The sequence below is a fragment of the Burkholderia sp. Ac-20379 genome (assembly GCF_017104645.1).
Lineage (GTDB): Bacteria > Pseudomonadota > Gammaproteobacteria > Burkholderiales > Burkholderiaceae > Burkholderia.
In genome coordinates, this window is the sequence record NZ_JAAGPF010000079.1 from 13,846 (window position 1) to 27,119 (window position 13,274).

General features: G+C 69.9%; 12 protein-coding genes. 6 read left to right on the forward strand and 6 right to left on the reverse strand.

The features are described from left to right. Positions 1-21: 21 nt before the first annotated feature. The 3 genes from G3N92_RS13220 to G3N92_RS13230 all read left to right on the forward strand — a co-directional run bounded on the left by G3N92_RS13220 (position 22) and on the right by G3N92_RS13230 (position 3,275). Complete coding sequence (locus G3N92_RS13220) at positions 22-654, forward strand: N-carbamoylsarcosine amidohydrolase (RefSeq protein ID WP_206127972.1); 633 nt, start codon at positions 22-24, stop codon at positions 652-654. A 279-nt stretch (positions 655-933) separates the two neighbouring features. Continuing rightward, the gene (locus G3N92_RS13225; protein ID WP_241014766.1) at positions 934-1,998 is read left to right on the forward strand and encodes a branched-chain amino acid ABC transporter substrate-binding protein; all 1,065 of its coding nucleotides are present in this window, start codon (positions 934-936) and stop codon (positions 1,996-1,998) included. Positions 1,999-2,087: 89 nt separating this feature from the next. Continuing rightward, complete coding sequence (locus G3N92_RS13230) at positions 2,088-3,275, forward strand: benzoate/H(+) symporter BenE family transporter (RefSeq protein WP_206127974.1); 1,188 nt, start codon at positions 2,088-2,090, stop codon at positions 3,273-3,275. 51 nt (positions 3,276-3,326) lie between these two features. Here the strand turns inward: G3N92_RS13230 and G3N92_RS13235 are convergent, their stop codons facing one another. The 6 genes from G3N92_RS13235 to G3N92_RS13260 all read right to left on the reverse strand — a co-directional run bounded on the left by G3N92_RS13235 (position 3,327) and on the right by G3N92_RS13260 (position 9,046). Further along, a complete protein-coding gene (locus G3N92_RS13235; protein WP_206127975.1) occupies positions 3,327-4,118 on the reverse strand; it encodes an IclR family transcriptional regulator in 792 nt (263 codons plus the stop codon). A 76-nt stretch (positions 4,119-4,194) separates the two neighbouring features. Further along, a complete protein-coding gene (locus G3N92_RS13240) occupies positions 4,195-4,812 on the reverse strand; it encodes a glutathione S-transferase family protein (RefSeq protein ID WP_206127976.1) in 618 nt (205 codons plus the stop codon). Between the two features lie 31 nt (positions 4,813-4,843). Continuing rightward, positions 4,844-5,653: an SDR family NAD(P)-dependent oxidoreductase gene (locus tag G3N92_RS13245; RefSeq protein WP_206127977.1), complete on the reverse strand. Its 810-nt coding sequence runs from the start codon at positions 5,651-5,653 to the stop codon at positions 4,844-4,846. Beyond that, entirely contained in the window at positions 5,650-7,440 is a 1,791-nt protein-coding gene (locus G3N92_RS13250) for an FAD-dependent oxidoreductase (protein WP_206127978.1), read from the reverse strand. The genes G3N92_RS13245 and G3N92_RS13250 overlap by 4 nt, the downstream gene beginning before the upstream one ends. Before the next feature lie 11 nt (positions 7,441-7,451). Then, the gene (locus G3N92_RS13255; RefSeq protein WP_206127979.1) at positions 7,452-8,225 is read right to left on the reverse strand and encodes an SDR family NAD(P)-dependent oxidoreductase; all 774 of its coding nucleotides are present in this window, start codon (positions 8,223-8,225) and stop codon (positions 7,452-7,454) included. A gap of 74 nt (positions 8,226-8,299) precedes the next feature. Further along, positions 8,300-9,046, reverse strand: a complete 747-nt coding sequence (locus tag G3N92_RS13260; protein WP_206127980.1) for an SDR family NAD(P)-dependent oxidoreductase — start codon at positions 9,044-9,046, stop codon at positions 8,300-8,302. 455 nt (positions 9,047-9,501) lie between these two features. On the opposite strand from G3N92_RS13260, the gene G3N92_RS13265 reads away from it, so the two are divergent. The 3 genes from G3N92_RS13265 to G3N92_RS13275 all read left to right on the forward strand — a co-directional run. After that, positions 9,502-10,824 carry an MFS transporter gene (locus G3N92_RS13265; RefSeq protein WP_206127981.1) on the forward strand — a complete coding sequence of 441 codons (1,323 nt, stop codon included), beginning with the start codon at positions 9,502-9,504 and terminating at the stop codon, positions 10,822-10,824. A 173-nt stretch (positions 10,825-10,997) separates the two neighbouring features. Continuing rightward, positions 10,998-12,185 (forward strand): porin, encoded by a 1,188-nt coding sequence (locus G3N92_RS13270; protein ID WP_206127982.1) that lies wholly within the window; start codon positions 10,998-11,000, stop codon positions 12,183-12,185. Positions 12,186-12,676: 491 nt separating this feature from the next. Further along, on the forward strand, positions 12,677-13,274 hold a 598-nt coding region (locus G3N92_RS13275), incomplete at its 3' end, for a hypothetical protein (protein ID WP_206127983.1).

A 13,274-nucleotide genomic window follows, 5' to 3' on the forward strand; every position in this document is an offset into this window, starting at 1 on the left:
TCAACGCACCGAATTCACCCCATGTCCAACGACCTCGACACCTACCGCCGCCAGGGCTTCGGCTCCACGCTCGAACCGGCCGCGCCGATCGCGCTGCTGCTGATCGATTTCGTCAACGGCTTCGCCGATCCGGCGCGCTTCGGCGGCGGCAACATCCCGGCCGCGATCGCCAACGCGGTGCCGCTGCTCGCGCATGCGCGGGCGCGCGGCTGGCCGGTGGCGCACTCGCGCATCGTTTATGCCGACGACGCTTCGGACCACAACGTGTTCTCGATGAAGGTGCCCGGCATGGCCACGCTGAAGGAACACGACCATGCCAGTGCAATCGTCGATGCGCTTGCACCGCGCGAGGGCGAACTGGTGGTGCGCAAGACGGTGCCGTCGGCGTTCTTCGGCACCTCGCTGGCCGCGTGGCTCGCGCATCGCGGCGTGCGCACGCTGGTCGTGGCCGGCGCGGTGACGAGCGGCTGCGTGCGCGCGAGCGTGGTGGACGCCATGCAATACGGCTTCCGCCCGTTCGTGCTGGCCGATTGCGTGGGCGACCGCGCGCTCGCGCCGCACGAGGCGAACCTGTTCGACATGGGTCAGAAATACGCGAGCGTGATGCCGCGCGACGCGGCGCTCGCGCTGTTCGACGCGATGCCCGCCGGCTGATCGCGCGCCTCGAATTCGTGCAGAAAACTGGCATGGATCCTGCAATACCCCACACGCTCGACAACAAGAACAGACGGAAGGGGAGACACGCTGTCCGGTAGTGCGCGCCCGATCGCGACAAAGCGGCTTCGTTCCGAAGCCGGCGCGTGTCGACGCTACGTCAAAATCATTCTGAAGAAAGGATTCGAGATGAGTTCCAGTGCGTTCAAGCTTCGCCCCCTCGCCGGTCTGCTCGGTGTGGTGTTGTCGGTGGCCGCCTTGCAGGCGCAGGCGCAGGACATGGTCGTCAAGGTCGGGGTGGCCGGGCCGATGACGGGCGGCAACGCCGCCTACGGCACGGACATCGCGGCCGGCGTGAAGATGGCCGTGGCCGAGGAGAATGCGAAGCATCCCGTCATCAACGGCAATGCCGTGACGTTCCAGGTGATCACGGGCGACGACCAGGCCGACCCGCGCATCGGCGTGCAGGTCGCGCAGCAACTGGTGGACGGCGGCGCGGCGTTCGTGGTGGGGCACTTCAATTCCGGCACGACGCTGCCGGCCTCGCAGGTGTACGCCAAGGCCGGCATTCCGATGCTGACGCCGGCCGCCACCAACCCGGCCATCACGCAGGCCGGCCTCGCCACCGTGTACCGCGTGGTCGCCAACGACGCGCAGAACGCCGGCGCGGCCGGCACCTACGCCGTGACGGTGACCAAGGCCAAGCGCATCGCCGTGCTCGACGATCGCACCGCGTTCGGCCAGGGCGAGGCCGAGCAGTTCGAGAAGGCCGTCAAGGCGGCGGGCGGCGCCATCGTCGATCACCAGTTCACCAACGACAAGGCGGTCGATTTCAGCTCGCAGCTCACGCACATCAAGAGCATGAACGCGGATCTGCTCTATTGCGGCGTGCTCGACGCGCAGGCCGCGATGATCGTCAAGCGCATGAAGCAGCTCGGCATGAAGACGCAGTTCGTGGGCGGTGGCGGCGTGATGGACGCCGATTTCATCAAGCTGGCCGGCCCGGCCGCCGACGGCGCGATGGCGTGGGAATACGGCCATCCGCTCGATTCGACCGCCGCGGGCAAGCGCTTCGCGGGCGACTTCAAGAAGACCTACGGGCACGACATGCTGGCTTACGCGTCGTTCGCCTACGATGCGGCGAACCTCGTGTTCGCGGCGATGGAGAAGGCCGGCTCGACCGATCCGAAGGTCTTCAACGCGGCCATCAAGTCGAGTACATTCGACGGCTCGACGGGCACCATCGCGTTCCAGCCCGACGGCGACCTGAAGAACGCCGCCTCGACGCTGTACCAGGTGGCCGGCGCCGAATGGAAGACGGTGGTGACCAAGGCCGGCAACTGACGCCAACCGCCGGGGCCGCGCCCGCGCCCGCGGCTCCGGCGCGTTCGCCACCCAATGCAGGCTTTCGGAGAAGGGATTCAAGCTTGTCCATGACGTCCACCACCATCAGAACCCGGCAGCGGGAATGGCCGCTCTATCTCGTGCTCGCGTTCGTCAGCGTGAGCTTCTCGGCCACCGGCCCGGTCGCGATCATCATCGCGGCGGCGCGGCAGGGCGGCCTGACGCTGCATCAAACCTCCTCGTGGCTGTGCTCGGTGCTGGCGATCAACGCGCTGGCCAGCATGGCGGTGAGCTGGAAGACGCGCCAGCCGCTGCTGTTCCTCTGGACCATTCCCGGCGCGGTGCTGGCCGGCCCGGTGATCGCGCAATACGGGTTCGCGGCCGCGGTGGGCACCTATCTGGTGTGCGCGCTGGTGCTGGTGCTGCTCGGCGTGACGGGCGCGGTCAAGGTGCTCGACCGCTGGGTGCCGATGCCGATCGTGATGGCGATGATCGCCGCGCTGTTCCTGCGCTACGTGGTGGCGATCGTCGACGCCACCGGCAGCGCGCCCTGGGTGAGCGTGGCGATGATCGCGGCGTTCTTCGTGCTGACCTGGATGGAGCGGCGCGGCCGGCGCACCGTGCCGCCCGTGATCGGCGCGGTGGCGGCCGGCGTGGTGGCGCTGGCGCTCACCGGCTTTCGCTGGCCGGCCGGCATGCGCGGCGAGTGGCTCGCCACGCCGATGCTGGTGGCCCCGGTGTTCAACCTGCACGCGATCTCGCAACTGCTGGTGCCGCTGCTGGTGACGGTGCTGTTCGTGCAGAACGCGCAGGGCATCGCGGTGATCCGCCATGCCGGCTATCCGACCTCGTCGAAGCTCGTCACGCTCTGCAGCGGCGCGATGACCGCGCTGACGGCTGTGTTCGGCGGCTGCCCGTCGGTGCTGGCGGGGCCGTCGAACGCGATCCTGGTGTCGGACGGCACCACCGGCCGCCATTACATCGCGGCGCTGATGGCCTCGGCGGTGTTCCTCGCGATCGGCTGTTTCGCCACCGGCTACGTGTATCTGCTCACGAGCCTGCCGGCCGCGTTCGTGGTGGTGCTGGCGGGCCTCGCGATGTTCGGCGTGCTGGAGAAGGCGTTCGTGTCGGCGTTCTCGTCGGCCTATCCGACCGGCGCGCTGGTGGTGTTCGTGGTGACGAGCGCGAACTTCAGCCTGCTCGGCATCGGCGCGCCGTTCTGGGGCGTGGTGGCGGGGTGCGCGGCCGGTCACGTGATCGACCGGCGGCGGGGGTGAGGGGCGAGGCGGGGCGGCGGCGCGTCGTTCCGCCCCGCCTCGCGCGCGTTATCAGAACATCGGCGCCCCGAGCCGCTGGCTCGCGCGCTTGCCGAACGCCTTCAACTGCTCGGCCAGCGGGCCGTCGCGCTTCGAATCGAAACGGTTGTACGGCCCGATCGCCGTGACCACGGCGGCGATCTGGCGGTGCGCGTCGAAGATCGGCACGGCGGTCGCCGCGATGCCGGGCACCATCAAGCCCTCGATCACCACGATGCCTTCCTCGCGCGCCGCGCGCAGCTCGGCCTGCAGCGCGGAGGCCGGATCGGTGAACTGTTCCTGCAGGCTCTTCGGCTCGTTGGCGAGCACCGGCGCGAGCACCGGCATCGGCAGGTGCGCCGCGTAGGTCAGGCCGGTGGCCGAGCGCAGCAGCGGCATGGTCGCGCCGGCGCGTGTGAGCACCGTCACTTCGCCCACCATTTCCAGCACGCGCACCACGGTCGGGCCGTGGTTGGCCCAGACCGCCACGAAACAGGTGATGCCGGTGGCGTCGCGCAGGTCCGGCAGCATGTCGGAGATATTGCCCACCACGTCGATCTGCGCGAGCGCGGCCAGGCCGATGGCGACCGCCGCCGGCCCGAGCGCGTAGCGGCCGGACTGCTTTTCCTGGGTGGCCAGGCCGCTGGCGATCATCGCCTGCAGGTAGCGGTGCGCCTTGGCGGGCGCCATCGAGGACGCTTCGGCGATGTTGGTCAGCGAGGCGGACGGGCCGAGGCTCGCGAGCGCCTTGAGGATTTCGGCGCCCGTTTCGGCCGATTGCACGCGGTGTCGAGGGTTCTTGCGGGTGTCGTCGCTGGTGGCCATGGGGCTCGTCGGGGTGAACGGGGAATCTGGGAAAACCGCCAGTTTACCCCGAGCGAGGCGGCCGGTCGGGCGGGTGTCAGGCGTCGGGATGTCGCGTGCCGAGCATCGATGCGCGCTGCGCGAACGGCGCGTGCCAGGCGGCCAGCGCCGGGCGCGCGCGCCAGTTCTCCTCGGGGAAGCGCAGGTCGAGATAGCCGAGCGCGCAGGCGATGCTGATGGTGCCGATGTCGACGCGCGCGCCGAACCCCGGCGCCCAGTGCTCGAAGCGGTCGAGCGCGGCCACCACCTTCTCGCGCTGGCCTGCGTCCCAGGCGGCGTGACGCCCGCCGTCGGGCCGGATCACCTGTTCGTAGCGGCGCATCAGCGCGGCGTTCAGCATGCCGTCGGCCAGCGCCTGCTCGCGCAGCGCGCGCCAGCGGGCGTCGCCGGACGGAAACAGCTTGCCGTGCGGCGCATCGAGGTATTCGCAGATCACGCGGCTGTCGTAGAGCGCCTCGTCGAGCGCGATGCCGGTGAGCGTCGGCACCTGGCCGAGCGGATTGTGCGCGGCCACTTCGGCGTTGCGCAGGACGGGGGACAACTGGCGCGGCAGGTGCTCGAGCGCGATGCCGAGTTCGGCGGCGCACACCAGCACCTTGCGCACGAACGGCGACATCGGGGAGTAGTACAGGCCGGGCGTGGTGGATTGGGACATCGTGACTCCTGAAGAAAAGGGGGCGCGCGGATTACGCGGCGGGCGGCTTCGCGTGCAGCGCGTAATCGTTGCCGTGCGCGTGGGTCAGGTAGCCGGCGGTCAGGCCGCCGTCCACGTCGAGCACCGCGCCGGTGACGTAGGAGGCCGCATCCGACAGCAGGAACGCGATCGCCTCGGCCACTTCGCCCACCTGCGCGAAGCGGCCGAGCGGGGTGCGGTCGAGCATCACGTCCTCGCGGAACGCCTGCGGCACGCCGATCGTCAGCATCGGCGTGTCGACGCCGTTCGGCGCGACCGCGTTGACGCGCACGCCGCGATGGCCCCATTCGGTGGCCAGGCTCTTGACGAGGCCGACGAGGCCCCACTTCGACGCCGCGTAGTTGGCGCGGCCGGGCTGGCCGCCGCGCGCGGTGATCGAGGCGAGGCAGACGATGCTGCCGCGGCCGCGCGGCAGCATCGCGGCGGCGGCGTGGCGGCAGGTCAGGAACGTGCCGCGCAGGTTGATGTCGAGCACCAGGTCCCACTGGTCGGCGCTCATCAGCTCGGCCGGCGCGCTGCGCGCGACGCCGGCGCACGGCACGACATCAGTGATCGCGCCGAATTCGGCTTCCACGCGCGCCACGAACGCGGCGATCTGCGCGTCGTCGCGCACGTCCAGCACGCCGGAGAAGAACGGTGTGGCCGCGCCGAGCCGCTCGCGCAGCGCGTCGAGGCCGGCCAGGTCGAGATCGGCGGCGGCGATGGCCACGCCGCGCGCGGGCAGCAGTTCGCAGACGGCCGCGCCGATGCCGCTGGCGGCGCCGGTCACGAACGCGAGGCGTTGGGTCGGATTGACGATCATGCGGGTCGGGCTTCCTTGAGAGCGGGGTTCGGCGCGGCGAGCGGCGGTTGCGCGCCGCGGGCGGCGGCCGTGCCGTCGGCCAGCGCCTGGCCGCCGTCGACGATGTCGCGCGCGGCGATGTAGCCGAACGTGAGCGCCGGGCCGAGCGTGATGCCGGCGGCCGGGTAGGTGCCGCCCATCACCGAGTTCATGTCGTTGCCCACGGCGTAGAGGCCGGGGATCGGCTGGCCCGCGCCGTCCAGCACGCGCGCGCGCGGATCGGTGTCGAGGCCGGTGGCGCTGCCGATGTCGCCGGGCACGATCTGCACGGCGTAGAACGGGCCGGTGTCGATCGGGCCGAGGCACGGGTTCGGCGTGTGCGCCGGATCGCCGAGGTAGCGGTCGTAGGCGGAGTGGCCGCGGCCGAATTCGGCGTCGACGCCCGAGGCGGCGGCCTCGTTCATCTTGCGCGCGCTGTCGGCCAGCGCGCCGGCCGGCACGCCGATCTCGCGGGCCAGCGCGTCGAGCGTCGCGCCGCGCTTCAGGTAGCCGCTGCGCAGGTAGCGGCCCACTTCGAGCGAGCGCGGCCGCACGCGGCCGAGGCCGTAGCGGCGCAGGAAATTCGCGTCGCACACGAGCCAGGCCGGCACGCACGGCGAACTGGCGTGGGCGCGGTGCATCGCGCTCGTGAAGTCGTGATACGAGCTGGCTTCGTTGGCGAAGCGCCGGCCGGCCGCGTTGACGGCCATGATGCCGGGCTTCTGGCGATCGGTGACGAGGTGCGGGAACTGCGCCTCGCGGCCGCGTTCGTCGCGGAACACCGAGACGGGCGCCCAGAACGCCGCGCCCGCGTTGCCGCTCGCGAGATGGCCGCCGAGCGGGGCGGCCAGCGCCACGCCGTCGCCGGCATTGCCTTCGGGCGACATCGAGCGGTGCAGCGCGGCGTGCGGCACCAGTTGCGCGCGCAACGCCTTGTTCTGCGCGATGCCGCCGGTGGCGAGCACCACCGCGCGCCGCGCGCGGATCTGGCGTGCGACGCCATCGAGTTCGACCGTCACGCCGCATGCGCGGCCGGCTTCGGTGTCGATCCGCGTGACCTTGGCGCGGTTGCGCAGCACGATGCCGGCATCGTGCGCCGATTTCAGCAGCCGCGCGGCCAGCGCGTTGCCGAGCACGAGCCGCGTGCCGCGCGACCAGCGCAGCCGGTCCATCGCGTAGCGCGCGAGCAGCGGCGCGGCGTGAGCCAGCGCCGCGCCGCTGCGATGCATGGCCAGCAGCGCGTCGATGTCCTTCTTGTTGACCATCATGCCGCCGAGCGCGAGGAAGCTCGCGAGCGGCCCGCGCAGCGCCTCGAACAGCGGGCCGAGCGTGCGGCCGTCGAACGGCGCCGGATCGATGGTGCGCCCGCCCGGCATCGCGCCGTCGAGTTCGGGCTGGTAATCGGGCGAGACGGCGCGCGCGACGAACTTCACCTCGGTGTGCCGTTCCATGAAGCGAACCATCTCCGGGCCGTGGGCCAGGAACGCCTCCATCATGTCCTCGCGCAGCGCGGGGCCGACCGTCTGGCGCAGGTAGCGGCGCGCGGCGTCGAGCGAATCGGTGTGGCCCACGCCGGCCATGTGGCCGTTGTCGGGAATCCAGACGGCGCCGCCCGACACGGCGGTCGAGCCGCCGTACAGGTCGGTCTTTTCGAGCACCAGCACCGAGAGCCCGGCCTGGCGGCACACCAGCGCCGTGCCGAGGCCGCCCGCGCCGGAGCCGATCACGACGACATCGTAGGCGTCGCCGGTTTGAGAGGGGTTGCGCATGATCGTCTCCGTCATTGCATCCGGTAGCCGCCGTTCACGTCGACGGTGGTGCCCGTCTGGTAGCTCGCCTCGGGGCTGACCAGATGCACCACGGCCGCGGCGACGTCCTCGGGCAGGCCGAGCCGGTTCAGCGGGATCGCGGCGGCGGCGGTGGCGTCCTTCTCGGGCGGCAGCGACAGGCGCAGCATGGGCGCGTCGATCATGCCCGGCGCGACCGCGTTGACGGTCACGCCCTGCGGCGCGAGCTCGCGCGCGAGCGCCTTGGTCAGGCCGAGCACGGCCGCCTTGCTGGCGATATAGGCCGCGTTCGAGCGGTAGCCGCCCAGTTGCGCGGCCACCGACGACAGCGTCACCACGCGCCCGAAGCTCTGGCCGGCCGGCAGGCGGCGCGCGTATTCGCGGCACACCAGGAAGCAGCCGGTCTGGTTGATGTCGACGTTGCGCTGCCAGTCGGCCAGCGAGGTTTCGATCACGAGCGGGCGGTCGCCGTCGGGCTTGAAATGCAGGATGCCGGCGCTGTGCACGAGGATCTCGGGGCGGCCCAGTTGCGCGGTGACGGCGTCGAACGCGGCCTGCACGTCGGCTTCGCTGGCGACGTTCAGCGCGAACGCGCCGTGGCCCTGGCCGGGCAGCGATTCGGCCACGCGGCGGGCGGCGTCGAGTTGCAGATCGGTGACCGCGACGCGATGCCCGGCGGCGGCCAGCGCCCGGCAGATCGCGACGCCGATGCCGCCGGCGCCGCCCGTGACGAGCGCGATACGTTGGGAGGACTGACTGTCTGACATGCTGAGGATCCTTGCGGGGTTCGATGCGGGCCGGGCGCGCGGCGTCCGGCCGGTAAGAAGAGGAGACGGACGCGTCAGAGGCTGCCGCCGAGCGATTTGCCGCCGTCCACCATCAGCGTCTGGCCGATGATGAAATCGGTGCGCGACGCGGCCAGGAAGGCCACCGCGTTGGCGATGTCGGCGGGCTGCGCGGCGCGGCCGGTGGGTTGCAGCGCGAGTTGGGCGGCGCGCCGCTCGGGCGTGAGCGCCTGCAGCATCGGCGTATCCACCAGGCCCGGCGCCACCGCGTTGACGATGATCCCGCGCTCCATCAATTCCATCGCCATCGCGCGCGTCAGACCCACCACGGCGGCCTTGGCCGCCACGTAATGCGCGTGGTTGCGCGCGCCGAGATAGGCGCGCGAGGCGATGTTGACGATCTTGCCGCCGGCCGGCAGCCGCTTGGCCGCGAGCTGGCTCAGCGAGAACAGCGCCACCACGTTCAGTTCGTAATGCCGGCGGAAATCCTCGGCGCTCAGATCCATGAACGCGCGCTCGTCGAAGATGCCCGCGTTGTTGACCAGTGCATCGACGCGCGGCAGCGCATCGAGCAGCGCGGCGAGCGCGGCCGGATCGCGCAGGTCCACCGCATGTGCCTCGGCCGAGCCGCCCGCCGCACGCACCGATGCCGCCACTTCCTCCACCGCCGCCTCGTTCAGATCGAGCGCGACCACATGAAAACCGTCGTCCGACAGACGCCGCACGATCGCGCGGCCGATTCCGCCGGCCGCGCCGGTGACGAGGGCGTACGGCTTCGCCGCCGCATGTTCTGTTGCTGCCATGGGTATCCCGTTTTGCGTAAAAGATTACGCTAATCGTAAATTTGGTTGGCGGCGTGCAACAATGCTCGAAAACCCGAAGAGCGGCCGGCGCGCCACATCCGAACGCGGCGTAAGGCGCTTGAAATCGGAGAAAGACGCGTAAAAACAAAGATGTTTGCCCGATTCCAGGCGCCGCAACATGGCCAAATGCAGTCGTTCCTCGGGTTTTCGAGCATTGTTCAGGCGTTGGCGACGAATTTACGCTGTGCGTAATCAATTACGCAAAATGGAGTTCGACGCAGAGAACCACCCACGCTTCCCGGCGATCCGATCGCCCTCGCATCCGCATCCGCCCGCCGCCGGCGCCCGCTGCCGCAACGCACCGGCGCGGGCAGACGAACACCAGGCGGCCGACCAGAGCACGCTTGACAAGATTGGGGCGCACGTTTCATCTAGCGCCCGGTAAGGAGACTTTCATGAATGCCGTAGACGAACGCGCCGTCCTCAGGAAGACGGCCATCAAGCTGATTCCCTTCCTGTTCCTGCTGTACATCGTCAGCTACATCGACCGCACCAACGTCGGGTTCGCCGCGCTGCAGATGAACCGCGACCTCGGCCTGACCCCGGCGATGTACGGCCTGGGCGCGGGCATCTTCTTCATCGGCATGCTGCCGTTCGAAGTGCCGAGCAACCTGCTGATGGTGAAGTTCGGCGCGCGCGTGTGGCTCGCGCGGATCATGGTGGTGTGGGGTTTCGTCACGCTGGCGACCTCGATGATCGCCGGGCCGAATTCGTTCTACGCGGTGCGCTTCCTGCTCGGGGTGAGCGAGGCGGGCTTCTTTCCCGGCGTGCTGTTCTTCCTGACGTTCTGGTTTCCGCGCGAATACCGCACGCAGATCATCGCGCGCTTCATGATCTCGCTGCCGGTGGCGGCCGCGATCGGCGGGCCGGTGTCGTCGCTGATCCTGCAGGCGTTCGACGGCCTGGGCGGGATTCCGGGCTGGCGCTGGCTGTTCATCGTCGAGGGCATTCCGGCGATCGTGCTGGGCGTGGTGACCTACAGGATCCTGCTGGAGCGGCCGTCGCAGGCGCGCTGGCTGACCGCCGAGCAACGCAATTGGCTGCAGGCGAAGATCGACCGCGAACAGGCCGAGGATCTGGCCGACGGCGATCCGCACAGCGCCGCGCACGTGTTCAAGGTGCTGCTCGACTGGCGCACGCTGGTGGTGACGTTCACGGGCGTGTGCTTCGTGATCGGCTTCTACGGCGCGGGCTTCTGGCTGCCGCAGATCATCAAGACGTTCCATGTGTCGACGCTGCAGGTGGGCCTGCTCAGCGCGCTGCCGAACCTGCTCGGCGCGGGCGCGATGCTGCTCTGGTCGCGCCGCTGCCGCAACCGCGCGCTGCGCCTGTCGGACGTGGCCCAGCCGCTGGTGCTGTCGTGCGTGGCGTTCGTGGTGGCCGCCTACAACCTCGGCAACCCGGTGATCGCGATGTCGGCGTTCTGCGTGGCGATGATCGGCCTGTATGCCTGCATGCCGGCGTACTGGACGCTGCCGACCATGTTCTTCAGCGGCACCGCGGCCGCCGCCGTGCTGGCCTTCGTCAACGCGGTGTCGAACCTCGGCGGCTTCTTCGGCCCGACCATCATTGGCTGGCTCACGCAGACGAGCGGCAGCTTCCGCATCGCGATCGCCACGATGGGCGGCTTCGTGCTGGTGGGCGCGATCGCGCTGGTGCTGCTGGTGCCCGCGTTCTCGCGGATGCGCGCCGCGCCCGAAGCGCGCGCGGTGTCCTGACCATGGCGCGATGAACGCGCCCTGACGGGCGCCGCCCCCTCGCGTCGCGCATGCCGCGCGACGCACCTCCACTTTCCCGATGTAGGCCCGACGCACCTCGTTCCGCGAGGGGCGCGGGCGGTTTCGACTCGCGAAAAATCAAGTAGCAAAACTATATATTGGAGAACTTTTGCATGAAATCGGTCACGAAAATGGCGCTCGGCTGCGTCGCACTCGGTTCCCTCGCTCAGGGCGCGCACGCGCAAAGCTCGGTGACGCTGTACGGGATTCTCGATGAAGGCGTGATGTACCAGAACAACGTGGGCGGCCCGACGGGCGGCAGCCGCACGTTCCTCGATTCCACCAGCGGCATCAACGGCAGCCGCTGGGGGCTGACCGGCTCGGAGGATCTGGGCGGCGGCATGCGCGCGATCTTCACGCTCGAATCGGGCATCAACCTGAACAGCGGCGCGTTCGCGCAGGGCGGCACCGCGTTCGGCCGGCAGATCTTCGTGGGGCTGAAGCACGACCGCTTCGGCAGCGTCACGTTCGGCCGCCAGTACGACATGATGTTCTACTTCGGCCAGCCGCTGACCTCGGCCGGCGCGCAGGCCGGCTCCGCGCCGTTCCTGCACCCGGGCGATCTCGACAACACCGGCAATACGATCCGCGTGAACAACGCCGTGCGCTACATGAGCGCGAACTACGCCGGCTTCACGTTCGGCGGCGAATACGCGGTGGGCGGCGTGCCCGGCAACGGCACGGCCAACAGCGGCTATTCGCTCGGCTTCGCGTACAACAACGGCCCGCTGATGCTGGGCGGCGCGTTCGAATACTTCAAGAACCCCACCTCGGCCACGGCCGGTTCGGGCCTGTTCACCGACAACGCGAACGGCGCGACGGTGCTGTCGAACGCGCTGAACAAGGGCTATGCGAGCGCGAGCGCCTACCAGACGGCGATCGTCGGCGGCGGCTACACGTTCGGGCCGCTGTCGCTGACCACCTCGTATTCGAACACGCAGTACGGCGGCCTCGGCAACGGCTTCGCCGATCGCACCGCGCGCTTCGACAACGTGGATGTCGCCGCCAAGTACATGGTCAACCCGGTGCTGTTCCTCAGTGCCGCGTACGATTATCTGAGCGGGCACAGCGTGGCGCTGACCAACGGCCGCGCGGTGGGCGGCCAGCATTTCCATCAGGTGAGCCTGATGGCCGATTACCTGCTGTCGAAGCGTACCGACGTGTACGTGGAGGGCGCATGGCAGCGCGCCTCGGGTACGTCGTCCACGGGCGGCGCGGCGGTGGCCGACATCGCGAACCTCGGCGATTCGTCGAACAACCATCAGATCATGTTGCGCGCGGCGTTGCGCCACAAGTTCTGATCGATCGAACGGCGGCGGTTCGGCCGCGCGATTCACGCCCCGCTTCGGCGGGGCTTTTTGTTATGGGCGATCGCGCCGCGCCCGGCCAGATTCCGCTTTCTTTGACCTGACGCGCCAAGTAAAATGCGGCCCGATCCGCTTCGATCGGCGCACCGGCGTGCAGGTGCGCGGCGCAGCGGGCCACTCATCGCGCCGCCCGCGAATCCGGCGGCGCGCTGTCAACAGACTTTCAAATAGACGACGATCGCGGACTGGCCGTTACGCGATCTCCGGTGATTCATGCCTTCCATCTTGTCGATCGATCGTATTGACGGGCGTGGCGCATCCCGCGCGGATGCGGCGCACGCGCGTCCCCGCGCCTTGCCGGTTCGCCGCGCCAGGGTGGCGCGGCGATGATCGTCCGATCCGCCGTTCGTTCCGTTCCCGCCCGCCGCGGCACAGCGCCGGCGCCGTGCGCGCCGCGCCTGTCCGCTTATTTCCAGGAGAAGACCATGACGCCCACCGCCGACACGGCGACGCCCGCGCTGACGGGCGCCGCGCTCGACACGTTTCTGAACCGACTCGACGCCGATCTCGAGGAAGCCGAATCGGGCGAGGCGATCCAGCTTGCCGAACGCTTGCGCGCGCAACCGTTGCAGCCCGACAGCATCGAAGCGATCGAGCGGCTCTACCGGTTGTGGATCAACGCGGACGACGTGGCCGCCGCGTTCGCGGTGCTCGACCTCGACGGCGCGCGCGTGCGCGACGCCGCCGCGCCGGACGTTCGCGCCGACGTGCGGATGCGCATCGAACTGTGCCGGCTGCGCATCGGCCAGTTCCGGCAGGACGAGGCGCTGTCGTGCCGCGCCATCGCGGCGCTGCGCACGATCGTCGGCGAGGAGCCGCAGCTCGATCCGGTGCGTTACCGGCAGTTGCGTCTTTACGAAAGCGTGGAGGGCTCGCAGCCCGGCGCCGCGCTCGAACTGGCCGAGCTGCAATACGCGCTGGCGCAGGTCTCGCACGATCGCGGGACGTTCCGGGCCTGGGACGCGGCCGACCGCGAGCGCCGCCGTGCGCACGCACTGCGCCGGCTCGGGCGCGCCGACGAGG